This is a genomic window from Hydrogenophaga sp. SNF1 (assembly GCF_034421675.1).
GTDB lineage: Bacteria > Pseudomonadota > Gammaproteobacteria > Burkholderiales > Burkholderiaceae_C > Hydrogenophaga > Hydrogenophaga borbori.
Genome location: NZ_CP139793.1, coordinates 3,732,009 through 3,758,353, shown reverse-complemented (window position 1 = coordinate 3,758,353; position 26,345 = coordinate 3,732,009). Strand labels below are relative to the sequence as shown.

24 protein-coding genes are annotated in these 26,345 nt (G+C 70.9%); 22 read left to right on the top strand and 2 right to left on the bottom strand.

The genetic code is table 11. The annotated features are described in order from the left end of the window. Nucleotides 1–6: 6 nt before the first annotated feature. Complete coding sequence (locus tag SOM08_RS18015) at nt 7–1,068, bottom strand: hypothetical protein (protein ID WP_322469439.1); 1,062 nt, start codon at nt 1,066–1,068, stop codon at nt 7–9. A gap of 203 nt (nt 1,069–1,271) precedes the next feature. On the opposite strand from SOM08_RS18015, the gene SOM08_RS18010 reads away from it, so the two are divergent. After that, the gene (locus tag SOM08_RS18010) at nt 1,272–2,471 is read left to right on the top strand and encodes an NAD(P)/FAD-dependent oxidoreductase (protein ID WP_322469438.1); all 1,200 of its coding nucleotides are present in this window, start codon (nt 1,272–1,274) and stop codon (nt 2,469–2,471) included. Here the strand turns inward: SOM08_RS18010 and SOM08_RS18005 are convergent. Next, a complete protein-coding gene (locus SOM08_RS18005) occupies nt 2,463–3,356 on the bottom strand; it encodes a LysR family transcriptional regulator (RefSeq protein WP_204743051.1) in 894 nt (297 codons plus the stop codon). The two genes, SOM08_RS18010 and SOM08_RS18005, sit on opposite strands and share 9 nt — an antisense overlap. Before the next feature lie 144 nt (nt 3,357–3,500). Here SOM08_RS18005 and SOM08_RS18000 point away from each other — a divergent pair, with 144 nt between their 5' ends. The 21 genes from SOM08_RS18000 (at nt 3,501) to SOM08_RS17900 (ending at nt 26,339) form a co-directional block, all read left to right on the top strand. After that, nucleotides 3,501–4,469, top strand: coding sequence for a Bug family tripartite tricarboxylate transporter substrate binding protein (locus tag SOM08_RS18000; RefSeq protein WP_083292773.1), 969 nt, complete (start codon nt 3,501–3,503; stop codon nt 4,467–4,469). A gap of 95 nt (nt 4,470–4,564) precedes the next feature. After that, entirely contained in the window at nt 4,565–5,338 is a 774-nt protein-coding gene (locus SOM08_RS17995; RefSeq protein WP_322469437.1) for an SDR family oxidoreductase, read from the top strand. 48 nt (nt 5,339–5,386) lie between these two features. Next, entirely contained in the window at nt 5,387–7,051 is a 1,665-nt protein-coding gene (locus tag SOM08_RS17990) for a (2,3-dihydroxybenzoyl)adenylate synthase (RefSeq protein WP_322469436.1), read from the top strand. Nucleotides 7,052–7,071: 20 nt separating this feature from the next. After that, nucleotides 7,072–7,914, top strand: a complete 843-nt coding sequence (locus SOM08_RS17985; RefSeq protein ID WP_070397179.1) for an amidohydrolase family protein — start codon at nt 7,072–7,074, stop codon at nt 7,912–7,914. Between the two features lie 2 nt (nt 7,915–7,916). Further along, nucleotides 7,917–9,131, top strand: coding sequence for a 3-oxoadipyl-CoA thiolase (gene pcaF / locus SOM08_RS17980; protein ID WP_322469435.1), 1,215 nt, complete (start codon nt 7,917–7,919; stop codon nt 9,129–9,131). Further along, entirely contained in the window at nt 9,128–9,934 is an 807-nt protein-coding gene (locus SOM08_RS17975; RefSeq protein WP_322469434.1) for a crotonase/enoyl-CoA hydratase family protein, read from the top strand. Before pcaF ends, SOM08_RS17975 begins: the two co-directional genes overlap by 4 nt. Beyond that, nucleotides 9,931–10,713, top strand: coding sequence for an enoyl-CoA hydratase-related protein (locus tag SOM08_RS17970; RefSeq protein WP_322469433.1), 783 nt, complete (start codon nt 9,931–9,933; stop codon nt 10,711–10,713). The genes SOM08_RS17975 and SOM08_RS17970 overlap by 4 nt, the downstream gene beginning before the upstream one ends. Nucleotides 10,714–10,765: 52 nt before the next feature. Continuing rightward, nucleotides 10,766–11,746 carry a Bug family tripartite tricarboxylate transporter substrate binding protein gene (locus SOM08_RS17965; protein ID WP_322469432.1) on the top strand — a complete coding sequence of 327 codons (981 nt, stop codon included), beginning with the start codon at nt 10,766–10,768 and terminating at the stop codon, nt 11,744–11,746. Between the two features lie 53 nt (nt 11,747–11,799). Beyond that, entirely contained in the window at nt 11,800–13,113 is a 1,314-nt protein-coding gene (locus SOM08_RS17960) for a sulfatase (RefSeq protein WP_322469431.1), read from the top strand. A gap of 159 nt (nt 13,114–13,272) precedes the next feature. Then, on the top strand, nt 13,273–13,554 hold the full coding sequence (locus SOM08_RS17955) for a DUF427 domain-containing protein (RefSeq protein ID WP_116960738.1): 282 nt from the start codon (nt 13,273–13,275) through the stop codon (nt 13,552–13,554). Nucleotides 13,555–13,556: 2 nt separating this feature from the next. Further along, the gene (gene egtB / locus SOM08_RS17950) at nt 13,557–14,753 is read left to right on the top strand and encodes an ergothioneine biosynthesis protein EgtB (RefSeq protein ID WP_322469430.1); all 1,197 of its coding nucleotides are present in this window, start codon (nt 13,557–13,559) and stop codon (nt 14,751–14,753) included. A gap of 31 nt (nt 14,754–14,784) precedes the next feature. Next, complete coding sequence (gene egtD, locus SOM08_RS17945) at nt 14,785–15,804, top strand: L-histidine N(alpha)-methyltransferase (RefSeq protein WP_322469429.1); 1,020 nt, start codon at nt 14,785–14,787, stop codon at nt 15,802–15,804. A 100-nt stretch (nt 15,805–15,904) separates the two neighbouring features. Beyond that, nucleotides 15,905–16,564, top strand: coding sequence for a TetR/AcrR family transcriptional regulator (locus SOM08_RS17940; protein WP_322469428.1), 660 nt, complete (start codon nt 15,905–15,907; stop codon nt 16,562–16,564). After that, nucleotides 16,561–17,529, top strand: a complete 969-nt coding sequence (locus SOM08_RS17935; protein WP_322469427.1) for an SDR family oxidoreductase — start codon at nt 16,561–16,563, stop codon at nt 17,527–17,529. The genes SOM08_RS17940 and SOM08_RS17935 overlap by 4 nt, the downstream gene beginning before the upstream one ends. Continuing rightward, the gene (locus tag SOM08_RS17930; protein ID WP_322469426.1) at nt 17,526–19,139 is read left to right on the top strand and encodes an acyl-CoA carboxylase subunit beta; all 1,614 of its coding nucleotides are present in this window, start codon (nt 17,526–17,528) and stop codon (nt 19,137–19,139) included. The genes SOM08_RS17935 and SOM08_RS17930 overlap by 4 nt, the downstream gene beginning before the upstream one ends. A 32-nt stretch (nt 19,140–19,171) precedes the next feature. Beyond that, entirely contained in the window at nt 19,172–20,344 is a 1,173-nt protein-coding gene (locus tag SOM08_RS17925) for an acyl-CoA dehydrogenase family protein (RefSeq protein ID WP_322469425.1), read from the top strand. Beyond that, nucleotides 20,341–21,141 carry an enoyl-CoA hydratase/isomerase family protein gene (locus SOM08_RS17920; protein WP_116960732.1) on the top strand — a complete coding sequence of 267 codons (801 nt, stop codon included), beginning with the start codon at nt 20,341–20,343 and terminating at the stop codon, nt 21,139–21,141. Before SOM08_RS17925 ends, SOM08_RS17920 begins: the two co-directional genes overlap by 4 nt. Then, entirely contained in the window at nt 21,138–23,066 is a 1,929-nt protein-coding gene (locus tag SOM08_RS17915; protein ID WP_322469424.1) for a biotin carboxylase N-terminal domain-containing protein, read from the top strand. The genes SOM08_RS17920 and SOM08_RS17915 overlap by 4 nt, the downstream gene beginning before the upstream one ends. Further along, nucleotides 23,063–24,211, top strand: a complete 1,149-nt coding sequence (locus tag SOM08_RS17910) for an acyl-CoA dehydrogenase family protein (protein WP_116960730.1) — start codon at nt 23,063–23,065, stop codon at nt 24,209–24,211. Before SOM08_RS17915 ends, SOM08_RS17910 begins: the two co-directional genes overlap by 4 nt. 26 nt (nt 24,212–24,237) lie before the next feature. After that, nucleotides 24,238–24,726, top strand: a complete 489-nt coding sequence (locus SOM08_RS17905) for a thioesterase family protein (RefSeq protein ID WP_116960729.1) — start codon at nt 24,238–24,240, stop codon at nt 24,724–24,726. 44 nt (nt 24,727–24,770) lie between these two features. Beyond that, nucleotides 24,771–26,339, top strand: a complete 1,569-nt coding sequence (locus SOM08_RS17900; protein WP_322469423.1) for an aldehyde dehydrogenase family protein — start codon at nt 24,771–24,773, stop codon at nt 26,337–26,339. Nucleotides 26,340–26,345: the final 6 nt, after the last annotated feature.

The window sequence follows — 26,345 nt, the reverse complement described above, 5'->3', positions numbered from 1 at the left end:
GCCCGCTCAGGCCGGCTCCCCGACCCCGACGCCGGGGCGGCGCTGGTGTGGGGTCCCGCCCGCTGGCCCTGGCGGCGCCTCGTCCGCCGGCCACGGTGACGGACGGGCGCCTCGGCCGGCAGGCGACCCATGCAGGATGGCCAGCAGCGCGATCAGCGCCTGGCGCCCGCCGGGCTGCGTGTCGAACGCGCCCAGCAGGGGCAGCTTCTCGACATCGTCGATGAAGCGCCGAAGGGCGCTGGGGGCGCCCGCGCCCTGGCGCAGCTGGTCCTCGATCAGGGGGCCGATCAGGTCGTGCGCCGGGTCGGGTGAACCGCCGCACAGCGCGGGCAGCAGTTCTGGCAGGCGTTGCATGAGGGCGGGCAGGCGCTCGTCCAGGAGCAGCGCCAGGTGCAGGTCCATGCGGTGCAGGGCGAGGGCCTGCCGCACCGGCGCCTGACCCGCCTCGATCACTCGGTCGCGCTGGGCGCTCACCGCAAAGGGCATGGCGCGGCGCGCGTAGCCCATGAGTTCGCCGTGCACCGACACATGGTTGAGGGTGTCGTGGTGGCCCAGGCCCTCGCCGACCACCGTGAAGGGAGCGGCGGCGAACAGCGTGGCGGGGCGCTCCAGCCAGACGGCCATGCTGGCGGCCAGGGCCGCGCCCATGCCGTGACCGGTGAAGACCAGGCGGCCCGGGTCCTGTCCCTGCCGCTGGGCCGACTCCACCACCGCGAGGCAGTGCGCCACGGCCTGGCGCCGCTGCTCGGCGCCGATCTCGACCCCCTGGGTGCCGAGCACCAGGCTCAGCGCCAGCAACAGCTCGGGCAGGTCCTGCCGAGCAGGGGCCGACAGCGCCGACAACAAGTCCCGGCCTCGGTAGGCCATCACCATGTCCCCCGTGGACGGGTTGAGGTACGCCCTGGCGCCGAAGCCGCCGCCGCGCAGGGCTTGCTCGGCCTGCGCCGCCAGGCGCGGCGCTTGCAAGGCCTTCCAGCCCGGCAGCAGGGCGGGGCGGTGGGCCCCCCCGGCCATGGGACCGATGCCGACGGCCCATGCGAGCTGGGCACATTCAAGAGGGGATGCCATGCGTTTCTCCATGTGGGTGGGCGAAGCGGGGCCGGCCAGCGCCGGGCTGCGCACGATAGGGTGTGCGCCGCGGCGGCGATACACGGGTGGGGTACAGACAGCTCCCCCAGGTGGTGGAGGGTCGTGCGCGATCCTTCGGGGTGGCCGCCACGGGCGAACACCGATGGCGCGCGACTCCGCGCGCCCTCACACTCGCGTTCACCATGACCGAGTCCGCCGCTCCCCGCGATCGCCACACCGTCCTCATCGTCGGCGCCGGGCCCGCGGGCCTGGCGGTGGCCGGCGGCCTGCGCCTGCTGGGGCGCGACGCCACGGTCATCGACGAGGCCGCGCAGCTGGGCTCGTCCTGGCGCGAGCACTACGAGCGGCTGCACCTGCACACGGTCAAGTCGCACTCGGCCTTGCCGGGCCTGCCGTTCCCCGACGGGGCGCCGCGCTACGTGCCGCGCCAGGGCGTGGTGGACTACCTGGAGGCCTACGCCCGCCACCACCGCATCGAACCCCTGGGCGGGCAGACGGTGGTGCGCATCACCGCCGGCGCCGACCCTGGCGCGCGCTGGCGCGTGCACACCGCTGGCGGCCGGGTCCTGGAGGCCGCGCAGCTGGTGCTGGCCACCGGCGCCAACCGCGAGCCGCGCATGCCGGTGCTGCCGGGGCAGGACGCCTTCACCGGCCGCGTGCTGCACAGCCACGATTACCGCAACGCCCAGCCGTTCAAGGACCAGTGTGTGCTGGTGGTGGGCATGGGCAACACGGGCGCGGAGATTGCGCTGGACCTGGCCGAGCAGGGCGTGGCGGTGGCGCTGTCGGTGCGCTCGCCGGTCAACATCGTCAAGCGCGACGTGCTGGGCCGGCCCACGCAGCTCTCCAGCATCGCGCTGGCCCGCCTGCCCGAGCCCATCGGCGACGCCTGCGCCACGCTGCTGCGCCGGCTCACCGTGGGCGACCTGTCGCGCTGGGGCCTGCGCACGCCGGCCGCCTCGCCGCTGCGCCAGTTGCGCCGCGAGGGCAAGACGCCGGTGATCGACGTCGGCACCCTCGCGCGCATCCGGCGCGGCGAGATCACCGTCTACCCCGGCATCGCCACGCTCATGCGCGGCGGCGTTCGCTTCACCGACGGACGGGGGCAGGGCTTCGACAGCATCGTGCTCGCCACCGGCTACCAGCCCCTGGTGCAGGGGCTGTTCCCGAACCACCCGCTGCCGCTGGACGAACGCGGCCTGCCCACGGTGCTGCACGGCGAAGGCGCATTGGCGGGGTTGCACTTCGTGGGCTACGACATCCGCCAGCCGGGCGGGTTGCTGCGCACGATCGCGATGCAGGCCGAGCGGGTGGCGGGGCGCATCGCGGCTTCGATGGCGCCGGCCTCAGGCACCGCCGGCCGGGTGACCCAGTCAGGCTGATGGAAGACGGCGCATCAGCACGTCGCACAAAAACTCCGCTGGCGGCGACAGCGGCAGGTCGGGTCGGCGCACCAGCACGATGGCGGGCGCTGGCAGGCGCTCGCGCACGGGGATGACGTCCAGCAGGTCACGCGTCATGGCGAAGTCCAACCACTGCCGAGGCAACATGGCCAGCAGGTCGGTTCGCACCAGGGCCACCTGCACCGACAGCGCGGAGTGCGCGCTCAGCATCACGCGCGGCGCGGCCCGACCGTGGGAGGCAAAAAGCCGCGCCAGGTCCTGCTCGGCGTTGTGGTCGATGGTGGTGCTGGCCCACTCGGCGCCGGCCAGGGCCTTGAGGCTGCGCACGCGCGCCAGTGGGTGGCCTTTGCGGCAAACCACCACGCGCGTGTTGTCGCACAGGTGCCGCATTGCCAGGCCCGGCGCCAGCTTCTGCGATGGCGCAGCGCCAAGGTAGAACTCCAGCCCGCCGTCGCGCAATGCACTTTCCACGCCGGGCATCAGGCTCTCGGTGATGTTGAGCCTGACCTTCGGATAGGCATGGCGGAACACCGGCAGCGCATCGGGCAGCATGCCCAGGTGGGGCATGATCGACAAGGCCACCGATACCGTTCCCTCGTAGGCCGGCCCCGGGTGCTGCACCTCTTCCCGCGCGCGCTGAGCCTCGCTGGTGATGACGCAGGCCCGGCGATGAAAGCGCACGCCTTCGGCGGTCAGGACCATGCCTGTGGTCTCCCGCGCAAACAAGCTCACACCCAGTTCCCGCTCTAGGGCCCGCACGCTGCGCGTCAGCGCGGGCTGGGGCATATCCAAGCGCCTGGCGGCCGCGCGCAGGCTGCCGTGTTCGACGATGGCCATCAGATGCTGCAGCTGATCGAGCTTCATGCCTTGACTCACCTGTTGTTCATTCTGGGGGATATCAGATTCGAATCACGTTTCGAATATTTCCATCTTATTTGAATCTTTAGGCCTGCCTACAGTCCGCCCCATCCCGTGCCGGGAACACAGACAACGCGACGGAGACACGCCATGAACCCCATTTCCAGAAGGCGCCTGCTGGCAGCGGCCTGTCTGCTGTCCACACTGGGCAGCGCCGCGGCACAGGACTGGCCCAGCCGTCCCGTGCGCATGATCGTTCCGGTGGGCGCGGGTTCTGCGCCAGACGTGATTGCGCGCATCGTTGGCGAGCGGCTTGCCAACGCCTGGGGCCAAGGCGTTGTGGTGGACAACCGCCCCGGTGCAGGCGGCATTCCGGGTATGTCGGCGCTGGTGCGCTCGGCGCCCGATGGCTACACCATTGGCTTCGTCCCGGCCGCCATGGGCACGATCACGCCGCTGGTGTTCAAGAACCCGCAGTTCAACCCGGACACCGACCTCGCCCCCGTGGCCACGGTGGGCATCAGTCCGCTGATGCTGGCGGTTCCGGCCAGCAGCGGCATCCGGTCCATGGCGGACCTGGCCCAGCACGCCAAGGCCCATCCGGGCAAGGTGAACTTCGCCGCGCCGCAACTCAACTCGCTGCCGCACCTGGCCGGCGAGATGGTCAGCAAGGCCGGGGGCATGGGCCTGTTCACCGTGCCCTACCGCACGCCGCCCGACGCGGTGGCGGCCGTGCTGGCGGGCGACGCCGTGCTCACGGTGGACGGTGTGCCGGGACTGCTGGAGCATGTGAAGTCGGGCCGCCTGCGCGCCGTGGGCGTCACCTCGGCGCAGCGCCTGCCCGGCATCGATGCGCCGCCGGTGGCGGACACCTACCCCGGTTACGAAGCCATCGGCTGGTTCCAGATCATCGCGCCGGCAGGCACACCGCCCGGCGTCATCGAACGCATCAACGCCGACGTCAACCGCATCACCGCCTCGTCCGAAGTCACCCGGCGGCTGGCCGACATGGGGGTGTACCCGCGACAGGACAGCGTGAGCGCCGCGCACGCGTTCTTCGTGCAGCAGCAAGGCGCAATGAGGCGCCTGGTGACCGCACTCGGCGTGCAGCCCCAGTAGCACTCGTCGCAGCGTTTTCCAGACCCGATGGCGCCGGCGCAGCTGGCGCCCTGGGCCGACTCAAACTTTCACAACCGAAACAGGAGCCTCCCACCATGACCCCCCGCAAGAAGGCCCTCGTCACCGGCGGTGGCACCGGCATCGGCCGCAGTGCCGTGCTGGCCCTGGCGAAAGCCGGCTACGACGTGGCCATCAACTACGCCTCGAGCGCCAAGGCCGCGCAAGCCGTGGCCGAAGAAGCTCAGACCCTGGGCGCTCAGACCCTGGTGCTGCCCTGCGACGTGAGCGACGACAGTGCCGTGCGCCAGATGCTGACGGAGGTGGGTAGCGCCTTCGGCCATCTGGACGCGCTGGTCAACAACGCCGGCACCACCGCCACCTGGAAGGTGAAAGACCTCGACAGCCTGGACATGGACGCCTGGGACCGCACCTTCGCGGTCAACGTGCGCGGCAACTTCCAGGTGAGCCGCGCCTCGGTGCCGCTGCTGCGCAAGAGCAGGGCAGGAGGAGGCGAGCCCAGCATCGTCAATACCGCGAGCATCGTGGGCCTGCGCCCCGGCCCGCAGCCGCCACCGTACGCGGCCAGCAAGGCCGCCGTGGTGAGTCTGACCAAGATGTTGGCCTGGAACCTGGGCCCGGACATCCGCGTGAACGCGGTGGCGCCGGGCTGGATGGAAGGCGACTGGATGCAGCGCATGTTGGGCGACAAGTACGAAACGCTCATGGGCGCGCGCGCCAAGGCCACGCCACTGAAGCGCTGCGTCACCGCCGACGACGTGGCCGAGGTGATGCTCAACCTGATCCAGAGCATGCGCTTCGTCACCGGCGAGGTGGTCGTCATCGACGGCGGCTTCACGAGTTCGACCTGAGGCCGCGCCCGCGTTGCCCCGTCCCACTTGATCCTCCGGAGACTTCCCATGCTTGAAGGATTCGTTCCCTTTCCGCCCGACTGCGCCGCGCGCTACCGCGCCAAGGGCTACTGGCGGGACCGCTCGCTGGCGCAGGAGTTCGACGCCGTGTTCAAGCGCTTCGCGGACCGCGTCGCGCTGATTGACGGCGATGTGTCATTCACCTACGCCGAACTCGACCGCGTCACCACCAACCTGGCGCTCAACCTGCTCGAACTCGGCCTGCGCCCGCTGGACCGCGTGGTGCCCACGCTGCCCAACGTGCACGAGTTCGTGCTGCTGTACTTCGCACTGCAGAAGATCGGCTGCATCCCGATCGCTGCGCTGGTCACGCACCGCTACGCCGAGATCAGTCAGTTCGTTCGGCTCTCGGGCGCGACCACCTGTGTCTACCCCGGCACCGCGGGTGACTTCACTTTCGCGCCGGTGATCGAACGCGTGCAGGCCGAGAACCCCTCGCTGGAATTTCGTCTGGTGCTGGGCGACGCGGGGCCGGGCGAGGTCTCGCTGCGCGCGCTGATCGACACGCCGGCCAAGCTGCCGGCCTCGCGCCTGGCCGAGATCCGCATCGACCCCGAAGACCCCTGCATCTTCCAGCTCTCGGGTGGCACCACCGGCATCCCCAAGCTGATCCCGCGAACCAACAACGACTACGCCTACAACTCGAAGGTGGCCGCCGAGGTGACCGAGATCGACGCTGAATCGGTGCTGCTGCTGGTGCTGCCGATCGCCCACAACCTGCCGCTGGCCTGCCCGGGCATCCAGGGCTTCCTGTTCAAGGGCGCCAAGGTGGTTCTGCACGCCAACACGCGCCCGACGGACATGTTCGCGCTGATCCAGAAGCACCGGGTCACGCACCTCAAGGTGGTGCCCGCGCTGCTGATCCGCCTGATCAACGACGAGGCCGCCAGCGCCTACGACCTGTCCAGCCTCAGGCTGATCCAGAGCGGCGGACAACGCATGCAGCCCGAAGTGCGCGCGAAGACACGCGCGCTGATACCCGGCGTGTTCGTGCAGGAGAACTTCGGCATGTCGGAAGGCACCTTGATGTTCGTGCGCGCCAGCGACCCGGAGGACGTCAAGCTCGAGACCTGCGGCCGACCCGTGTGCGAGGACGACGAGGTGCTTCTGCTCGACGACGAGGGCCGCGTGGTGCCAGACGGCGAGGTCGGCGAGTTCACCGTGCGCGGCCCCTACACCTTGCGTGGCTACTTCGGTGTGCCGGAGTGCAACGCGCGCCAGTTCACGCCCGACGGTTTCTACCGTTCCGGCGACCTGATGCGCAAGCACCCCAGCGGCAACTACATCGTCGAGGGCCGCAAGAAAGACCTGATCAACCGCGGCGGCGAAAAGATCAGCGCCGAGGAGGTGGAGAACCTGATCCTGATGCACCCCGCGGTGCAGAACGTGGCCTGCGTGCCCATGCCCGACGCCGACCTGGGCGAGCGCATGTGCGCCTTCGTGATCCTCAAGGCCGGACACGAGTTGCACCTGAAGGAGCTCGTGGGTTTCCTGCTGACCAAGGAAATCGCCAAGTTCAAGTTGCCCGAGCGGCTGGAGGTCTTGCCGGACTTTCCCGTCTCCACCTTTGGCAAGGTATCCAAGAAAGCGCTGGGCGAACTCATCGGCCGGCGGCTGGCAGAAGAAGAGGCCGCGCGCCGCGCCCCCCACTGAAAGAACCCCCGAGATACCCTATGCGCATCATCGACCTGCACTGCTACCCGGGTACGTCCACCTGGACCGATTCCCAGGGTCCCTATCCCGCCGAGCTCGCCCGTTACTGGAAGCGGGACTGGGTGGGCAAGAGCGAAGACGAGGTAATCGCCGAGTTCGCCGGCGCGGGTGTCGAGGCCTGCCTGGTGGCGCTGGACCTGGAGACCACCATTGCCGCGCCGCCCTGCACCAACGAGTACGTGCACGGCATGTGGAAGCGCCACCCGAAACGGATCATCCAGTGCTGGGGCGCGGTGGAACCGGCCAAAGGCGAGATCGCCATGATTCAGGCCCGCAAGGCCGTGCGCGAGCTGGGCTTCATCGGCTTTCACTTCCACCCCATCATGCAGCACTTCGGTGTCAGCGACCGGCGCTACTACCCGCTGTTCGAGGAGATCGACGCCATGGGCGCGGCGGTGATGATCGACGTCGGGACCACTGGCATGGGCGCGGGCATGCCGGGTGGACACGGTGCGGTGATCCGCCACGCCCACCCCCAACACATCGATCAGCTCGCGGCCGATTTCCCGACGCTGAAGATCATCATGGCCCACCCCGGCTGGCCCTGGGTGGACGAAACCACCGCCGTGGCTCTGCACAAGGGCAATGTGTTCTGGGAGATGTCGGGCTGGGCGCCCAAGCACTTTCCAGGCAACTTGAAGGTGGACATCCGCGGCCGCCTGCAGGACAAGATCATGTTCGGCAGCGACTACCCCAGCCTGCCCTATGAGCGCATCCTGCGGGAGTGGGACGGGCTCGGCTACACGCCGGAGATCATGGAAAAGATCATGCACGGCAACGCCGAGCGCGTGCTGGGGTTGTGAGCATGGATGCCTTCCTCTGCGACGGCGTGCGCACGCCGATCGGGCGCTACGGCGGCGCGCTCTCGGGCGTGCGCACCGACGACCTGGGCGCCATCCCGATCCGCGCGCTGATGGCGCGCCACCCTGGGCTCGAGCCGGCGCTGATCGACGAACTGGTCTTTGGCTGCGTGAACCAGGCCGGAGAGGACAACCGCAACGTGGCGCGCATGAGCGCGCTGCTGGCGGGGTTGCCGGTCGAGGTGCCGGCGCTCACCGTCAATCGGCTGTGCGGCTCGGGCCTTGAGGCCGTGGCCCAGGCGGCGCGCGCGCTGCACGCGGGCCAGGCGCAGATCGCCATCGCCGGGGGCGTGGAAAGCATGAGCCGCGCGCCGCTGGTGATGCCCAAGCCCACGGCGGCCTTCTCGCGCCACGCCGAGGTGCACGACAGCACCATCGGCTGGCGCTTCGTGAACCCGAGCATGGAAACGCTGCACGGTGTGGACAGCATGGGCGACACGGCGGAGAACGTGGCGCAGGAACACGGCATCTCGCGCGCCGACCAGGACGCCTTCGCCCTGCGTAGCCAGCAACGCGCGGCGGCCGCCGCGCGGGCTGGTGTGCTGGCGCAGGAGATCGTGCCCGTGGAGGTGCCGGGCCGCCAAGGCGCCGTCGCGCGGGTGAGCGAGGACGAGCACCCGCGCGCCGACGCCACGGCCCAGAGCCTGGCCGCGCTCAAACCGGCGTTTCGCCCGGGCGGCACGGTCACCGCCGGCAATTCATCGGGCGTGAACGATGGCGCCGCCGCGCTGTTGCTGGCCAGCGAAGCCGGGGTGCAGCGCCACGGCCTGCGGCCCCTGGTCCGTGTGCTCGGCTACGCGAGCGCGGGCATCGCCCCGCGCGTGATGGGCTTCGGCCCGGTGCCGGCGGTGCGGCGACTGCTGGCACACACCGGCCTGCGCATCGGCGACTTCGATGTCATCGAGCTTAACGAGGCCTTCGCGGCCCAGGGCCTGGCCGTGATGCGCGCGCTCGGTCTGAGTGACGACGCGCCGCAGGTGAACCCCCACGGCGGCGCCATCGCCTTCGGTCACCCGCTGGGCATGAGCGGCGCGCGCCTGGTGCTGGCTGCCGCGCGGCAGCTGCAACGCAGCGGCGGGCGCTACGGACTCGTGACGATGTGCGTGGGCGTGGGCCAGGGCGTGGCCATGGCCATCGAACGCGTGGGAGGCACCCAATGAGCGAACCCATCCTGATCGAGCGGCGCGGCCATGTGGCGCTGCTCACCCTCAACCGCCCCGACACCCGAAACGCCCTCAGCGGCGAGGCCATGTTCGCGGCCTTCGAGCAGACCTTCGCCACGCTCAACGCGGACCTCAACGTGCGCGTCGCCATCCTGACCGGCGCGGGAACGGCCTTTTGCTCCGGCGGCAACGTGGCCGAGATGCGCGAGCGCCGTGGCATGTTCGCTGGCACGCCCGAACAGATCGCGCAGGCCTACCGCGACGGCATCCAGCGCATTCCACGCGCCTTCGAGGCGCTGCAAGTGCCCATCATCGCCGCGGTCAACGGCCCGGCCATCGGCGCCGGCAACGACCTGGCTTGCATGTGCGACCTGCGCATCGCCTCCCGCGAGGCGCGCTTCGCCGAGAGCTTCGTCAAGGTCGGCATCGTGCCCGGCGACGGAGGCTGCTGGTTGCTGCCGCGTGTGGTGGGCTACGCGCGCGCGGCCGAGATGGCGCTCACCGGCGATGCAATCGATGCCGAGGAGGCCCTGCGCATCGGCCTGGTCTCGCGGGTGGTGGCGCCCGAGGCGCTGCTCGACGAGGCCTTGCAACTGGCCGCCCGCATCGCGGCCAACCCGCCCCAGGTGCTTCGATGGACGCGCCAGCTGCTGCAGCAGGCGCGCACCGCAACGCTGGACGAGGCTCTGGGCAGCGCGGGTCGCCTGCAGGGCCTGGCGCACCACACGGCCGACCACGCCGAAGCCGTTGCCGCCTTCTTCGAGAAACGCGCGCCGCGCTTTCAGGGGGCAGCCACATGAGCACCGCGAGCGACTGCCTGTTGCAGGAGAACCCCATGGATGGCGTGGCGCTGCTGCGCCTGAACCGCCCGGCCGTGCTCAATGCGCTCAACCTCGAGTTGCGCCATGCACTCGCCGAGGCTTTTCTGCGGCTCGACGCCGACGACCGGGTTCGCGCCATTGTGCTGGCGGGCGGTGAGCGCGCGTTCTGCGCCGGGGCCGATCTCAACGAGTACGTGGACGCCACGCCGGCGCAGATCATGGCGCGCCAGATGGACCGGCTGTGGGGCGCCATCGCCAACTGCCGCAAACCGGTGATCGCCGCCGTGCGGGGGCACGCGCTTGGCGGAGGCTGCGAACTCTCGATGCATGCCGACATCCTCATCGCCGGCCAGGGCGCGCGCTTCGGCCAACCGGAGGTGAAGCTCGGGATCATGCCCGGGGGTGGGGGCACGCAACGGCTCACCCAGGTGGTGGGCAAGTTCGCTGCCATGCACATCCTGCTGCGGGGCGAACCCTTCGGCGCCGACGCGGCCCTGGCCATGGGCTTGGCCAGCGAAGTGGTGAACGACGACGAAGTGGAAGCGCGCGCGCTGCAGATCGCCTGCGAGCTGGCCGCACTGCCCGTGCTGGCGCTGCGCCTGATCAAGGAAGCCGTGCTGGAAGGCATGAGCAGCGGGCTGGAGAGCGGGCTGCGGTTCGAGCGGCGCTCCTTTCAGACGCTTTTTTCCACGCGCGACCAGCACGAAGGCATGCGCGCTCGGCTGGACAAGCGCGCACCGCGCTTCTCCGGGGGCTGAGGCCCGCAGCGCACGGGCAAACCTTTCCTTCGACCTCTACCAGGAGACAGCCATGACCCCGCGACTTCTTCCCTCCCTGCTGGCCGGCCTTGCGCTGGCCGTGTTGAGCGCCGGCACCGTGCAGGCGCAGGCACCCGCTTATCCGAGCAAGACCATTCGCCTGCTCGTCGGATCGCCGCCGGGTGCGCCCTCCGACATCACGGCCCGTCTCTTCGCCGAACGGTTGTCGCAGCGCTTGGGCCAGAGCGTGGTGGTCGAGAACCGCCCGGGCGCCGGCACCAGCCTGGCCGCCGGTGTGGTGGCGGCTGCCGAGCCCGATGGCTACACCCTGGGGGTCAGCCCGGACACCGTGGTGACCGTGAACCCGCTCGTGTACCCCAAGCTCACGTTCGATGCGCGCAAGGACCTGATGAACCTCTCCGTGCTGGCGAACTTCACCCAGATGCTGGTGTGCCACCCAGGCACGGGCGTGAAGACCGCGGCCGAGTTGGTGGCCCGAGCGAATTCGAACCGAATGATCTACGCGTCGGGTGGCGCTGGCGTGCCGGGCCATCTGGCCGCTGAGATGTTCTTGCGCGAGGCCGGCGTCGGCATGGAGCACATCGCCTACCGCGGTCCCGCGCCGGCCACCACCGCCGTCCTGGCCGGCGAGGTGAACTGCGGCTTTCTGGCAACGCCCACGGTGCTTCCGCATGTGAAAACCGGCCGATTGGTGGCGCTGGCCGTCTCGTCTGCCGAGCCTTCCGCGCTGGCGCCGCAGGTGCCGACGCTGGCCGAGGCACTCCACAAGCCGACCCTGGACATCAGCTTCAAGCTGCTGCTGCAGGCGCCCAAAGGCCTGCCCGCAGCGATCGCCAGCGCACTGGAGCAGGCCGCCGGCGCCATCATGACGGCCCCCGATGTGCAAACCCGCCTGCACGCGCTGGATTTGCGTGGCGTGGGCAGCACGCGCCAGGTGGCCGAGGCGCAGGTGCAGGCCGATACGGCGCGATGGGCGCCAGTGGTGAAGCGGTTGAATCTGACGCTGGACTGACCGCGCGCGCCGTGGCGCCCAGCGCTCCCATGGATCCTGCAACACCCCTTGCCATGCAACCCAATGTGATCTTCATCGTTGCCGACGACCTTGGGTTCGCCGACCTGGGTTGCTACGGTGGGCGCGAGGCGGCCTTCGGCCGCGTTTCACCGGTCCTCGATGCGCTGGCCGAGAACGGCATCCGCTTCACCGATGGCTATGCGAACTCATCGCTCTGCTCGCCGACGCGCTTTGCACTGATCACGGGACGTTACCAGTACAGACTGCGAGGGGCGGCCGAGGAGCCGATTCACGCGGACAGCAAGGGCAGCACGACGCTCGGTATGCCCCCCGGACACCCCAGCATTCCCTCGCTGTTGAAGCGGGCGGGTTACCAGACCGCCTTGATCGGCAAATGGCATCTTGGGTACCCGCCGCATTTTGGTCCCCTCAAGTCGGGGTACGACGAATTCTTCGGCCCCCTGTCGGGTGGGGTGGACTACTTCTCTCACTGCAGCGGCAACGGCGACCACGACCTGTACCTCGGCGAGCAGGAGAAGCACGAAGAGGGCTACCTCACGGACCTTTTCTCGCACCGCGCCGTCGACTGCATCGATCGTATGGCTGGAAAGAAAGAACCGTTCTTTCTCAGCCTTCACTACACCGCCCCCCATTGGCCTTGGGAGACGCGGGATGACGAACACCTCGCACCAGACGTCAAGCAGAACCTCTTCCATCTGCATGGTGGCAGCGTCCACACCTATCAGCGGATGATCCACCACATGGACGAGGGCATCGGCTGGGTGATGGAGGCGCTGCGCCGGAACGCCATCGCCGACAACACACTGGTCGTCTTCACCAGCGACAACGGCGGCGAACGGTTCTCGGACAACTGGCCGCTCGTGGGCGGCAAGATGGACCTGACCGAAGGTGGCATCCGCGTGCCATGGATCGCGTACTGGCCGGCCGTGATTCCGCGCGGCGCCGTGACCACGCAACACTGCATGACCATGGACTGGTCCGCCACCGTTCTGGAGGCGGCGGGCGCGCGTCCGGATCCGGACTACCCGTTGGATGGGTTGTCGCTCCTGCCGGTTCTGCGCGCCCCCCAGGCCCGCTTCGATCGTCCGCTGTTCTGGCGGATGAAGCACCGAGAGCAGCGGGCGCACCGCAACGGTGACTGGAAGTACTTGCGGGTGGATGGAATCGACTACCTGTTCGATATCGCCTCGGATGCGCGCGAGCGCGCGAATTTGGCCGCGCGGGACCCGCAGCGGATGAGCGACATGCGGGAGGCATGGGAAGCGTGGAACCGCACCATGCCCCCCATCCCGGAGGACGCCTGCGTGAGGCAGGGTTACGGGGCCAGGAACATGCCTCAGCGCTAGGTCGAGGCCGCAATGGGCGCGCGCCGGACAGGGAGAAACGGCGCCGATGACAAGTCAATGACCCCATGCGGTCATTCCCGATCGCCACAGGCTTGCAATGAGCCGCGAATGCGCCCAGGATGCGACACATCCCCATCCCAACACACCCGAGGAGCGCCCATGAAGGCGATCTGGAACGGCACGGTGATTGCCGAAAGCGACGACATCGTGCTCGTCGAGGGCAATGCCTACTTCCCTGCGAGCGCGTTGCGCCGCGAGTACCTGCAGCACAGCAACCATCACACGTACTGCCCCTGGAAGGGCCAGGCCAGCTACCACAGCCTGCTCGTCGACGGCGAACTCAACCGCGACGCCGCCTGGTTCTACCCCGACCCCAAGCCCGAGGCCGACATGGTGCGCGACCGCGTGGCCTTCTGGCGCGGCGTGCAGGTGGTGGACTGAGCATGCGGCGCGACGCCACCGCCGACACCGCCGCGCGCTACGCTGAGGTGCGCGCCCGCAGCGAAGCGCTGTGCGCGCCGCTGGCCATCGAGGACCACGTCGTCCAGCCCGTGGTGGACGTGAGTCCGCCCAAGTGGCACCTGGCGCACACCACCTGGTTCTTCGAAGCCATGCTGCTCGCGCACGCCTCGCCGGGCTACGCGCCGTTCCATCCGGCCTACGGTTACCTCTTCAACAGCTACTACGAGGGCGAGGGCGAGCGCGTGCCGCGCGCGCAGCGCGGTCACCTGAGCCGGCCGACCGTGGCCGAGGTGCTGGCCTACCGCGCGCACGTGGACGCGGCCGTGCAAGCCTGGCTGGCCACGCAGCCACCGGCCCGGTGGCTGGACCGCCTGGCGCTGGGCCTGCAGCATGAGCAGCAGCACCAGGAACTGCTGCTCACCGACATCAAGGCCATCCTGGGTCACAACCCCCTGCGCCCCGCCTACGCCAGCGCCGACACCGCCGCGGTGGGCCTGGCCGGCGAACACGCACCGCAAGCCGCCGCGATGGGATGGATCGAGCAGCCCGGCGGCGTGGTCGCCATCGGGCACGCGGGCGACGGTTTCGCCTTCGACAACGAGGGCGGGCGCCACGAACGGCTGCTCACGCCCTTCGCGCTCGGCGACCGGCTGGTCAGCAACGCCGAATACACGGCCTTCATCGACGCCGGCGGCTACCAGGACCCGCGCCACTGGCACGCCGACGGCTGGGACTGGCTGCGCCAGAACGCCATCGCGGCGCCGATGTATTGGTTCCGCGGCGAGGGCGGCGCCTGGTGGCACCAGACCCTGGCCGGCCCCGTGCCGCTGCCACCGCACGCGCCGGTGACGCACGTGAGCTGGTACGAGGCCAGCGCCTACGCCGACTGGGCCGGCGCGCGCCTGCCCACCGAGTTCGAATGGGAGGCCGCCGCTGGCCGGGGCATGGCCTGGGGCGAGCGCTGGGAGTGGACCGCCAGCGCCTACGCGCCTTACCCGGGCTTTCGGCGCGCCGAAGGCTCGGTGGGCGAGTACAACGGCAAGTTCATGGTGAACCAACAGGTGCTGCGTGGCGCGTCGTTTGCCACGCCGCCCGGGCATCAACGCCTGACGTACCGCAACTTCTTTCAGCCGCCGCTGCGCTGGCAATACACCGGCATCCGCCTGGCCCGGCCATGAGCACCGGCGCGCACCGAGCAAGGTTTGCAGAATGACCCGAAGCCGCGACCCAGCATCCGCCCTCCCACCCGCGCGCGACACGGCGCCACCCGAAGCCGGTGCCGCCGCGCCGCGCGGCCTGGCCGCCGACGCGCTGGCTGGCCTGTCGGGCAGTCCCAAGCGGCTGTCGTCCAAGTACTTCTATGACGACCGCGGCTCGCGCCTGTTCGAACGCATCATGCGCCTGCCCAGCTACTACCCCACGCGGGTGGAGGCCGCCATGCTGCGCCGCCACGCCAGGGACCTGCTGGACGCGCTGGACACCGGCGGCTCGCCGATCGAAATGCTCGAGCTCGGCAGCGGCGACGGGCGCAAGACGCTGGCGCTGTGCCGTGCCTGGCTCAAGGCCGGCGCCGAACTGGTCTACCGCCCCATGGACATCTCCGCCCAGGCGCTGGACCAGCTGAGCGCGCGCATGGCGCGCCAGTTGCCCGCGCTGGCGGTGCACCCGCTGTGCGGCGACTACTTCCAGACCTGGCCCATTCCCAGCGCGCGGCGCCGCCAGGTGGCGCTGTTCCTGGGCAGCAACCTCGGCAACTTCACCGACGAGGAAGCCCGGCGCTTCCTGCGCCGCGTGCGCGCCCACCTGCGCCGGGGCGACAGCCTGCTGCTCGGCCTGGACCTGCGCAAGGACCCCCACACCGTGCTGGCCGCCTACGACGACCCCGAGGGCGTGACGGCCGCCTTCAACCTGAACCTGCTGCGCCGCCTCAACCGCGAGCTGGGCATGGACTTCGATCTCGACCGCTTCCGCCACTACGCGAGCTACTGCCCGCTGCAGGGGGTGGCGCGCAGCTTCCTGGTGAGCCAGGCGCACCAGACCGTGCGCAGCGCGCTGCTGCGGCGCGAGTTTCACTTCGGTGCCGGCGAGTTCATCTACACCGAGCAGTCGCAGAAGTACGAGCGCGCGGGCGTGGAGGCCATGGCCGCCGACACCGGCTTCGAGCTGCGGGCCTGGTTCGAGGACCCGGCCTTGCCCTACGCCCTCGTGGCCTGCCGCGCCACGGGCTGAGGCGCCGCGCCGCCGCTGTCGCCGGCTCGACAGCGGGCATTGGTATTTTCACCAAGCACCCGCTTGCTATAAATGAACGGCGCTGCTAACGTGGCGCGCCATGGATGCCCAGGCCACCCCCGCGCCCGAGCGCCGCAGCCGCGGACGCCCCCGCAAGACCGCCGATGAGCGCGACGACGGCAACCGCCGCCAGGCCCTGCTGCGCGCGGCCGCGCGCCTGTTCCGCCAGAAGGGCTTCGCGGCCACCAGCACGCGCGACATCGCCGCCGCCGTGGGCATGCGCTCGGGCTCGCCCTTCTACCATTTCGAGAACAAGGAAGCCCTGCTCGCCGCCGTGATGGAAGAGGGCATGCAGCGTGCCCTGCGGCACCAGCGCGAGCGCATGGACGCGGCCGTGGCCGCCGCGCCCGGGCCGCTGTCGGCCAGCGAGTGCCTGCGCGTGCTGGTGCGCGGCCACTTCGACAACCTGCTGGGCCCCGAGAGTGACCACATCCCCGTGATGCTGTACGAGTGGCGCTGGCTCGCGCCGCAGCCCAAGCGGGTGGTGAGCGAGCTGATGGCCGAGTACGAGGCCGTGTGGGTACCGGTGCTGCAGGCCCTGCGGCGCGAAGGCGCGCTGCGGGGCGACACCGCGCTGGCGCGGCTGCTGATCTTCGGCGCGCTCAACTGGACCGCGCAGTGGTACGACCCGGAGGGACCGACCACGCTGGATGGCCTCACCGAGGCCGCGCTGCAACTCTTCGTCAAGGACATGGAATGAACCCCGGCCCCCACGCGCCGCCGCTGCGCGGGTCGCTGTCCCCCGAGGCGGCCGAGCCGGCCGGAGGCGGCCCGGCGCCGGATCGCTACCGCTCCGTCTTCCGACCCGGCCTGTTCGCGGGCCAGGTCATCGTGGTCACGGGCGGTGGCTCGGGCATCGGCCGCTGCACCGCGCACGAACTGGCCGCGCTGGGCGCGCACGTGGCCCTGGTGGGCCGCAGACCCGAGAAGCTGCGGGCCGTGGCCGAGGAGATCGCGGCCGATGGCGGGCGCGCGAGCTGCCACGCTGGCGACATCCGCCAGGAAGACACGGTGCGCGCCCTGGTGGCGGACATCGTGGCCACGCAGGGCCGCCTGCACGGGCTGGTGAACAACGCGGGCGGCCAGTACATCAGCCCGTTGGAAAAGATCGGCGCCAAGGGCTGGCAGGCCGTGCTGGACACCAACCTCATGGGCGGCTTCCTGGTGGCGCGCGAGTGCTACCTGCAAAGCCTACAGGCGCATGGCGGCGCCATCGTCAACATCGTGGCCGACATGTGGGGCAGCATGCCCGGCATGGGCCACAGCGGCGCGGCGCGCGCCGGCATGGTGAGCTTCACCGAGACGGCCGCGCTGGAATGGGCCCGCAGCGGCGTGCGCGTGAACGCGGTGGCGCCGGGCTACATCGCCTCCAGCGGCATGGACCACTACCCGCCCGAGGCCGGCCCCATGCTGCGCGAGATGCGCGAAACGGTGCCCCTGGGCCGCTTCGGCAACGAGGCCGAAACCAGCGCGGCCATCGCCTTCCTGCTGTCGCCAGCCGCCAGCTTCATCAGCGGCAGCGTGCTGCGCGTGGACGGCGCGCGGCCCCAGGTGCGCCTGGGCTGGGGCCAGGTCGCGGCGCCGGCCGAGGCGCAGTCGCGCGACGCCGTGAAGCCCTTCGATGGCTTTCACCGCTACGCCGTGCCCCAGGTGTTCCAGCCATGAGCTTCGCGTCCCGCTTCAACCCCCACACCGAAGCCGCGCAAGTGCGCCGGGCGGCCATGCTCGAGCGCATTGCGCAGCTGCGCGCGCTCGAGCAGCGCGCCGCCAGCGCCTCGGCCCAGGCCAAGCCCGTGTTCGACAAGCGCGGCCAGCTGCTGCCGCGCGAGCGCATTGCGCTGCTGCTGGACCCGGGCGCGCCCTGGCTGCCGCTGTGCTCGCTCGCGGGCTTTCTGCAGGACACCAAGGACCCCGCGAAGTCGGTGGCCGGCGGCGGCGTGCTCGCGGGCATCGGCTTCGTCAGCGGCGTGCGCTGCATGGTGGTGGCCAGCGACTCGGGCATCGAGGCCGGCGCCATCCAGCCCCGCGGGCTGGAAAAGATCCTGCGGGTACAGGACATCGCGCTGGAGAACAAGCTGCCCTTCGTTCACCTGGTGGAGAGCGCGGGCGCCAACCTCACCAAATACAAGGTCGAGGGCTTCGTGCACGGCGGCTCGCTGTTCCGCAACCTGGCGCGGCACTCGGCCGCGGGGCTGCCGGTGATCACGGTGCAGCACGGCTCGGGCACGGCGGGCGGGGCCTACATGCCGGGGCTGTCGGACATCGTGGTGATGGTGCGCGGGCGTTCGCGCGCCTTCCTGGCGGGGCCGCCTCTGCTCATGGCCGCCACGGGCGAGGTGGCCACCGAGGAGGAACTGGGCGGCGCCGAGATGCACACCGGCGTGTCGGGCCTGGGCGAATACCTGGCGGAGGACGACCGCGAGGCGCTGGGGCTGGCCCGGCGCATCGTCGAGCAGTTGCGCGACAGCGTCGCGCGCCCGGCCGCGCCGGTGGTGGCCGAGCCGCTGCTGTCCAGCGACGACCTGCTCAGCCTCATGCCCACGCACCACCGTGAGCCCGTGGACATGCGCGAGGTGATGGCCCGCCTGGCCGATGGCTCCGACCTGCTGGAGTTCAAGCCGCTCTACGGCGCGGCCACGGTGTGCGCGCAGGCGCGCATCGGCGGCCACGCGGTGGGCCTCGTCAGCAACAACGGGCCCATCGATGTGGCCGGCGCCAACAAGGCCACGCACTTCATCCAGTGGATGTGCCAGCTGGGCCACCCCCTCATCTACCTGCAGAACACCACCGGCTACATGGTGGGCAAGGACAGCGAGCAGGGCGGCATGATCAAGCACGGCAGCAAGATGATCCAGGCGGTGACGGGCGCCACCGTGCCGCAGATCACCATCCAGTGCGGCGCCTCTTTCGGCGCCGGCAACTACGGCATGTGCGGGCGCGGCTTCGGGCCGCGTTTCCTGTTCAGCTGGCCCAATGCGCGCACGGCCGTGATGGGCGGTGAGCAGGCCGCGCGCACCATGCAGATCGTGGCCGAGGCCGGGCTGGCGCGCAAAGGCATCGCGCCCGACCCGGCGCAGATGCGGCAGCAGTTCGAGCAGATCGTGCAGGTCTTCGAGAGCCAGGCCGACGCCTTCCACACCAGCGGCCTGCTGCTGGACGACGGCGTGATCGACCCGCGCGACACGCGCGCCGTGCTGGTCTTCTGCCTGGACACCTGCGCCGAGGCCGGATTGCGCCACCCGCGCCCCTTGCCGTTCGGCGTGGCGCGCATGTAGACCCGCCACGCGCCCACCCAGAGGAGAACCCCATGCAGTTCACGCACGAGCACCGCGAAATACAGAAAACGCTCAAGCGTTTCATCGACGACCACATCAACCCCCACGTGGACGAGTGGGAAGCGGCCGAGATGTTTCCCGCGCACGAGGTCTTCAAGGGCCTGGGGCAGCTGGGCCTGCTGGGCCTGACCAAGCCCGAGGCGCATGGCGGCGCTGGCCTGGACTACAGCTACAGCGTGGCCATGGCCGAGACCCTGGGCCACATCCACTGCGGCGGCGTGCCCATGGCCATCGGTGTGCAAACCGACATGGCCACGCCCGCGCTGGCGCGCTTCGGCAGCGAGGAACTGAAGGCGCAGTTCCTGGCGCCCGCGATCCGCGGCGAGGCGGTGGGCGCCATCGGCGTGAGCGAGCCGGGCGCCGGCAGCGACGTGGCCGCCATCAAGACAACGGCCCGCAAGGACGGCGACGACTACGTCATCAGCGGCCAGAAGATGTGGATCACCAACAGCCTGCAGGCCGACTGGATCTGCCTGCTGGTCAACACCAGCGACGGCCCGGCGCACAAGAACAAGAGCCTGGTCATGGTGCCGCTGCGCGAGAACGGCAAGACCGTCAAAGGCTTCGAGGTCGGCAAGAAGATCCGCAAGATCGGCATGCACAGCAGCGACACCGGCCTGCTGTACTTCGACGAGGTGCGCGTGCCGCAGCGCTACCGCATCGGCCAGGAGGGCGCGGGCTTCGTCTACCAGATGCAGCAGTTCCAGGAAGAGCGCCTGTGGTGCGCGGCCAGCACCCTGCAGAGCCTGAACAACTGCATCGAATGGACCATCGAGTGGGCGCAGGAGCGCCAGCTCTTCGGTGCCCAGCTGGCCGACCAGCAGTGGGTGCAGTTCAAGCTGGCCGAGCTCAAGACCGAGGTGGAGGCCCTGCGCGCGCTCACCTACCTCTCGTGCGACCGCTACGTGGCCGGCGAGGACGTGACCGAGTGGGCCACCATGGCCAAGCTCAAGGCCGGCCGGCTCAACCGCCAGGTGCCCGACACCTGCCTGCAGTTCTGGGGCGGCATGGGCTTCACGCTGGAGAACAAGGTCTCGCGCATGTACCGCGACGGGCGCCTGGCCTCCATCGGTGGCGGGGCCGACGAGGTGATGCTGGGCATCCTGAGCAAGATCATGGGCATCGCCAAACGGCCGCAGCGATGAGCGCGCTGCTGATCCACCGCGACGGCGCCATCGAGCGCTGGACGCTGAACGAGCCCGCCACGCGCAACGCGCTGAGCGACGCGATGGTGCTGGCCCTGTTCGAGGCCTGCCTGCGCGCCAAGGCCGACGCTTCCTTGCGTGGCGTGGTGCTGGCGGGCGCGGACGGCGCCTTCTGCGCGGGCGGCAGCCTGGGCGGCTTTGCCAGCGCCATTGGCCAGGCCCTGCCTCCCGGCGAGGCCGATCCCCTGGTCGCCTTGAACCGCGGCTTCGGCGACCTGCTGCACGCGCTGATCGGCTTGCCGCAATGGCTGATGTGCGCCGTCGACGGCCCGGCCATGGGCGGTGGCTTCGGCCTGGTGTGCTGCGCCGACGTGGTGATCGCCACCGAGCGATCGGCCTTCGCCACGCCCGAGGTCACGCTGGGCCTGCCGCCGGCGCAGATCGCGCCCTTCGTGTGGCGGCGCCTGGGCGACGCCACCGCGCGCCAGTGCCTCCTGAGTGGCACGCGCTGGACCGCGCGCGAGGCGCAGGCCGTGGGCCTGGTGAATACCGTGGTGGCCGACGACGCGCTGGACGCCGCCGTGGCCTACGCCGCCAAGGCCCTGGGCCGCGCCGCGCCCGGCGCGCTGGCGGCCACCAAGCAGCTGCTGCACCGCCTGCACCAGCACCTGCCCGATCTGCGCGACGAGGCCGCCATCGCCTTCGCGAACGCGCTGCGCGGCCCCGAGGCCGCCGCCGGCCTGGCCGCGTTCGCCAGCAAGCAGCCCGCTCCCTGGGCGAAGGGCAGGGACACATGAAGCGCCTGCTCATCGCCAACCGCGGCGAGATCGCGCGCCGCGTGATCCGCACCGCGCACCGCATGGGCATCGCCACCGTGGCGGTGTTCAGCGACCCCGACGCGCGCGCGCCGCACGTGCGCGAGGCCGGCGCCGCCTTCGCGCTCGGCGGGGCTGGTTCGGCCGATTCCTACCTGCGCATCGATCGCCTCATCGCCGCCGCGCGCGCCACCGGCGCCGACGCGCTGCACCCCGGCTACGGCTTCCTCAGCGAGAACGCCGACTTCGCGCAGGCCGTGATCGACGCCGGACTCACTTGGGTGGGCCCGCCGCCCGGGGCCATCCGTGCGCTGGGCAGCAAGTCGGCCGCCAAGGCCCTGGCGCAAGCGCATGGCGTGCCGGTGCTGCCGGGCTACTTCGGCGCGGACCAGCGCGACGAGACCTTCGCCGCCGAGGCCGGGCGCATCGGCTACCCGGTGATGGTGAAGGCCGTGGCGGGCGGCGGCGGGCGCGGCATGCGCCTCGTCGCCGAGGCCGCGCAGCTGCCCGCCGCGCTGGCCAGCGCGCGCGCCGAGGCGCTGGCCGGTTTCGGCAGCGCGGACCTGCTGATCGAGTCGGCCGTGCGGCGCCCGCGCCACGTGGAGGTGCAGGTCTTCGCCGACGCGCAGGGGCGCTGCATCCACCTGGGCGAGCGCGACTGCTCGGTGCAGCGGCGCCACCAGAAGATCGTCGAGGAAGCGCCGAGCCCGGCGGTCACGCCGCCACTGCGCGAGCGCCTGGGCGAGGCCGCCGTGGCGCTGGCGCAGGCGGCGGGCTACGTGGGAGCGGGCACGGTGGAGTTCCTGCTGGACGGCGACCGGTTCTTCCTGATGGAGATGAACACCCGACTGCAGGTGGAGCACCCGGTGACGGAGATGCTCACCGGCCTGGACCTGGTGGAGTGGCAGATCCGCGTGGCGCGCGGCGAGCCGCTGCCGCTGGCTCAGGACCAGGTGCGCCTGCAAGGCCATGCCATCGAGGTGCGCCTGTGCGCCGAGGACGAGCGCTTCGCGCCCCACACCGGCACCGTGCGCGCCTTCGCCGAACCCCCGCCGGGCGAGGGCCATCGCTTCGACCACGCCATCGAAACCGGCATGGAAGTGACGCCGCACTACGACGCCCTGCTGGGCAAGCTCGTGGCCCACGCGCCCACGCGCGCGCAGGCCATCGAGCGCCTCGCGCACGCGCTGGACGCGACCGTGCTCCTGGGCCTGCCCACCAACCGCGCCTTCCTGGCGGCCTGCCTTCGCCACCCGGTGTTCGGCGCGGGCGAGGCGCTGATCCCCTTCCTGGCGGAGCAGGGCGAGGCCATCCGCGGCGCCTTGCTGCCGCCGGCCGAGGTGGTGCTCGCCGGGGTGCTGGGCGCGGCCTGCGCGGATCGGTCCGCGTCCGGCGCGCTGCCGTGCCCGTTCGCGCGCCCGCTGCGCTGGCGGCACGGCGACACGGTGCTGGACATCGCCGTGCTGGAACACGGCCATGGCCGCCTGAGCGTCTCGCTGGGTGATCGCACGCACGAGGCCCTTCTGCAGGCCCAGGGCGTCGCCATCGACGGCGTGCGCCACGCCACCACCGCCGTGGCGCTGGGCGACGGCCAGTGGCAGGTGCAGGTGGGTCCGCACACGCTGGCGCTCAGCGACCTGAGCCACCGCGCGCGGACCCGGGCCGGCGCCGCTGGCGCGGTGGGCGAGCTGCGCGCGCCTTTCAACGGCAAGCTCGTGGCCGTGCACGCCCGGCCCGGCGCGCGCGTGGCCAAGGGCGAGGCGCTGTTCGCCATCGAGAGCATGAAGATCGAGCACCTGATCGCCGCGCCGCGCGACGCCACGGTGCAGGCCGTGTCGGTGTCGGCGGGCCAGCAGGTGGCGCCGGGGCAACTGCTCGTGAGCTTTGCGGCAGAGGCAGCGGCATGAACTGGGACGCCGCCGACACCCAGGCCCTGCTCGACACGGTGGACCGCTTCGCGCGCGACGCGCTGGTGCCGCACGTGAACGACTGGGACGCCCAGGCCACGTTCCCGCGCGGGCTCTACCGCGAGGCCGCGCGTGTCGGCCTGCTGGGCCTGGGCTACCCCGAGGCGCTCGGCGGCACGCCCGCGCCCTGGCGCGCGCGCAACGCGGTGTCGCAGCTGCTGGCGCGGCGCACCGCCAGCGGCGGCCTGCTGGCCAGCCTGTTCAGCCACAACATCGGCCTGCCACCGGTGCTCAAGCATGGCGCGCCCGAGCTGCAGGCCGAGATCGTGCCGCCGGTCTTGCGTGGCGAGCGGATCGCCGCGCTGGGCATCACGGAGCCCGGCGCGGGCAGCGATGTGGCCAGCCTGCGCACCAGCGCGCGCCGCGAGGGCGGCGACTACGTCATCGATGGCGAGAAGGTCTTCATCACCTCCGGCGTGCGCTGCGACTGGATCACCCTGGCGGTTCGAACCGACCCGAACAACAAGGGCGCCGGCGGCATCAGCCTGATCGCCGTGCCCTGCGACGCCCAAGGCCTCGGCCGCACGCCGCTGCACAAGATGGGCTGGCACTGCAGCGACACCGGCCACCTGCGCTTCGACGGCGTGCGCGTGCCGGCGCGGTACCTGATCGGCGAGGAGCACAAGGGCTTTCGCTACATCATGGGCAACTTCAACGGCGAGCGCCTGGCCATGAGCGCGCTGGCCCTGGGTTTCGCCGAGGCCTGCCACGACGAGGCCCTGGCCTGGGCGCGCGAGCGAAAGACCTTCGGCGACGCGCTGATCGAGCGCCAGGCGATCCGCCACAAGCTCATGGACATGCGCATGCGAATCGCCTCCACCCAGGCCTGGCTGGACGCGCTGGGCGATCGCGTCGACGCGGGCGATGAGGGCCCCGACTGGGTGGGCCACGTCTGCCTGCTCAAGAACCACAGCACCCAGGCCATGCAGGCCAACGCCGACGCGGCCGTGCAGATACTGGGCGGCATGGGCTACATGCGCGGCACCGCCAGCGAGCGCCTCTACCGCGAAGTGAAGGTCATGATGATCGGCGGCGGCGCCGAGGAGATCATGAAAGACCTGGCGGCGCGGCAGTTCGGCGCCTGAGCCGGCAGGACGTTCAGGAAGACACCATGAGCACCGCCAACACCCCCTCCGCCGTGCCGTTCGAACCCGAGTTCGTGCAGGCCATCGTCGAGCTCTTCGAGCAGAAGATCGTCTTCAACCAGCACATTGGCCTCAAGATCGACGAGGTGCGTCCCGAGCGCGTGAGCGGCCACCTCGACCTGCGGCCCGAACTGATCGGCCACTACGCGCACCACCGCCTGCACGGCGGGGTCATCAGCGCCGCCATGGATTCCATGGGCGGCCTGGCCGTGCTGGCGGCCATGGCCGCGCGCCACATGGACGACAGCGTGGAGCAGCGCATGCACCGCTTCTCCAAGCTGGGCACCATCGACCTGCGCGTGGACTACCTGCGCCCGGCCGTGGGCAGCGCGCGCTTTGGCATCGGCGCCGAGACGCTGCGCCTGGGCTCGCGCGTGGCCAGCACGCGCATGGCGTTCCACGGCGCCGACGGCACGCTGCTGGCGGTGGGGTCGGCGGCGTACATCGTGTCCTGAGCCGCGCGCCCGCGGCGCGGACGCTTCGAGGAGGAGAGCCTGGAATGAGCGATTTTCAACTGACCTATTCCACGATGTTTGCGCCGCCACGCGCGCTGCACGAGCGTTTCGACGCCGCGCTGGCGCGCGTGCGCCAGCGGCTGGGCCAGGCGCACGGCCTGTTCATCGACGGCGCCTTCGTCGCGCGCGCGGCGGCGCTGGACAAGCACAACCCCGCGCGCCAGAGCGAACGGCTGGGCCGTTTCGCGCAGGCCTCGGTGGACGACGTGGAACTGGCCGTGGCCGCGGCGCGGCGCGCGCTGCCCGCCTGGCGCCGCACCCCCTGGCGCGAGCGCGTGGCCCTGCTGCGCCGCGCCGCGCGCCTGGTGGACGAACGCCTCTACGAGATGGCGGCCATCGTTTCGCTGGAGGTGGGCAAGACCCGCATGGAGGCCCTGGGCGAGGTGGCCGAGGTCAGCGCCTTCTTCGACATCTACGCGCGGCAGATGGAGGAAAACGACGGCTACGACCATGCCCTGCCCGACGACCCGCTGCCCCACATGAAGAGCCGCAACCGCAGCGTGATGAAGCCCTACGGCGTGTGGGCCGTGGTCGCGCCGTTCAACTTTCCCTTCGCGCTGGCGGGCGGGCCCACGGCGGCGGCGCTGGTCACGGGCAACACGGTGGTGCTCAAGGGATCGGTGGAAACGCCCTGGTCCGGCCTGCTGCTGGCGCAGTGCCTGAAAGACGCGGGCCTGCCCGACGGCGCCTTCAACTGCCTGGTGGGCGATGGCGCGACCGTGGGCGAGGCGCTCATCCAGCACGACGGCATCGGCGGCGTGACCTTCACCGGCTCCTACGAGGTGGGCATGCGCATCCTGCGCGCGCAGGTGAACCGGCGCTGGCCGCGTCCCTGCATCGCCGAGATGGGGGGCAAGAACGCGGCCATCGTCACCGCGCGCGCCAACCTGGACGCGGCGGCCCAGGGCATCGTGCGCTCGGCCTTCGGCATGTCGGGGCAGAAGTGCTCGGCGCTGTCGCGCGTGTACGTGGACCGCTCGGTGGCCGATGCGCTGATCGAGCGCCTGCGCGCGGCGGTGGGCGCGATCGCCGTGGGCGAGCCGCAGCTCGAGTCCAGTTGGACCGGTCCCGTGGCCACGCGCGCGGCCCAGCGGCGGCACGCCGACTGCCGGCGCCAGCTGGACGGTGGCGGCGCGCGCATCGTCGCGGCGGGCCCGCTGCCGGCCGATGCCGACGCGGGCTTCTACTGCGCGCCGCTGGTGGCCGAGGCGCCGCTGGACCACCCGTTGTGGCGAAAGGAAATGTTCGCGCCGCTGGTGATGCTGGGCCGCGTGGACGGCGCCGAGCAGGCCATGGCCGAGGCGAACGCCAGCGACTTCGGCCTCACGGCGGGCTTCTTCGGCGCGGAGGACGAGGTGGCCTGGTTCCTCGACCACATCGAGGCCGGCGTGACCTACGTCAACCGCCCGCTGGGCGCGACCACGGGCGCCTGGCCGGGCTACCAGCCGTTCGGGGGATGGAAGGGCTCGGGGAGCACGGGCAAGGCACTGGCGTCGTTCCATTACCTGCCACAGTACATGCGGGAGCAGTCGCAGACGCGCATCGAGCCCTGAGCGCCG

What these genes read in the sequence shown, in the direction of transcription:
- SOM08_RS18015 (WP_322469439.1), bottom strand. Translation starts at nt 1,068, where the DNA reads ATGGCATCCCCTCTTGAATGTGCCCAGCTCGCATGGGCCGTCGGCATC.
- SOM08_RS18010 (WP_322469438.1), top strand. Translation starts at nt 1,272, where the DNA reads ATGACCGAGTCCGCCGCTCCCCGCGATCGCCACACCGTCCTCATCGTC.
- SOM08_RS18005 (WP_204743051.1), bottom strand. Translation starts at nt 3,356, where the DNA reads ATGAAGCTCGATCAGCTGCAGCATCTGATGGCCATCGTCGAACACGGC.
- SOM08_RS18000 (WP_083292773.1), top strand. Translation starts at nt 3,501, where the DNA reads ATGAACCCCATTTCCAGAAGGCGCCTGCTGGCAGCGGCCTGTCTGCTG.
- SOM08_RS17995 (WP_322469437.1), top strand. Translation starts at nt 4,565, where the DNA reads ATGACCCCCCGCAAGAAGGCCCTCGTCACCGGCGGTGGCACCGGCATC.
- SOM08_RS17990 (WP_322469436.1), top strand. Translation starts at nt 5,387, where the DNA reads ATGCTTGAAGGATTCGTTCCCTTTCCGCCCGACTGCGCCGCGCGCTAC.
- SOM08_RS17985 (WP_070397179.1), top strand. Translation starts at nt 7,072, where the DNA reads ATGCGCATCATCGACCTGCACTGCTACCCGGGTACGTCCACCTGGACC.
- pcaF (WP_322469435.1), top strand. Translation starts at nt 7,917, where the DNA reads ATGGATGCCTTCCTCTGCGACGGCGTGCGCACGCCGATCGGGCGCTAC.
- SOM08_RS17975 (WP_322469434.1), top strand. Translation starts at nt 9,128, where the DNA reads ATGAGCGAACCCATCCTGATCGAGCGGCGCGGCCATGTGGCGCTGCTC.
- SOM08_RS17970 (WP_322469433.1), top strand. Translation starts at nt 9,931, where the DNA reads ATGAGCACCGCGAGCGACTGCCTGTTGCAGGAGAACCCCATGGATGGC.
- SOM08_RS17965 (WP_322469432.1), top strand. Translation starts at nt 10,766, where the DNA reads ATGACCCCGCGACTTCTTCCCTCCCTGCTGGCCGGCCTTGCGCTGGCC.
- SOM08_RS17960 (WP_322469431.1), top strand. Translation starts at nt 11,800, where the DNA reads ATGCAACCCAATGTGATCTTCATCGTTGCCGACGACCTTGGGTTCGCC.
- SOM08_RS17955 (WP_116960738.1), top strand. Translation starts at nt 13,273, where the DNA reads ATGAAGGCGATCTGGAACGGCACGGTGATTGCCGAAAGCGACGACATC.
- egtB (WP_322469430.1), top strand. Translation starts at nt 13,557, where the DNA reads ATGCGGCGCGACGCCACCGCCGACACCGCCGCGCGCTACGCTGAGGTG.
- egtD (WP_322469429.1), top strand. Translation starts at nt 14,785, where the DNA reads ATGACCCGAAGCCGCGACCCAGCATCCGCCCTCCCACCCGCGCGCGAC.
- SOM08_RS17940 (WP_322469428.1), top strand. Translation starts at nt 15,905, where the DNA reads ATGGATGCCCAGGCCACCCCCGCGCCCGAGCGCCGCAGCCGCGGACGC.
- SOM08_RS17935 (WP_322469427.1), top strand. Translation starts at nt 16,561, where the DNA reads ATGAACCCCGGCCCCCACGCGCCGCCGCTGCGCGGGTCGCTGTCCCCC.
- SOM08_RS17930 (WP_322469426.1), top strand. Translation starts at nt 17,526, where the DNA reads ATGAGCTTCGCGTCCCGCTTCAACCCCCACACCGAAGCCGCGCAAGTG.
- SOM08_RS17925 (WP_322469425.1), top strand. Translation starts at nt 19,172, where the DNA reads ATGCAGTTCACGCACGAGCACCGCGAAATACAGAAAACGCTCAAGCGT.
- SOM08_RS17920 (WP_116960732.1), top strand. Translation starts at nt 20,341, where the DNA reads ATGAGCGCGCTGCTGATCCACCGCGACGGCGCCATCGAGCGCTGGACG.
- SOM08_RS17915 (WP_322469424.1), top strand. Translation starts at nt 21,138, where the DNA reads ATGAAGCGCCTGCTCATCGCCAACCGCGGCGAGATCGCGCGCCGCGTG.
- SOM08_RS17910 (WP_116960730.1), top strand. Translation starts at nt 23,063, where the DNA reads ATGAACTGGGACGCCGCCGACACCCAGGCCCTGCTCGACACGGTGGAC.
- SOM08_RS17905 (WP_116960729.1), top strand. Translation starts at nt 24,238, where the DNA reads ATGAGCACCGCCAACACCCCCTCCGCCGTGCCGTTCGAACCCGAGTTC.
- SOM08_RS17900 (WP_322469423.1), top strand. Translation starts at nt 24,771, where the DNA reads ATGAGCGATTTTCAACTGACCTATTCCACGATGTTTGCGCCGCCACGC.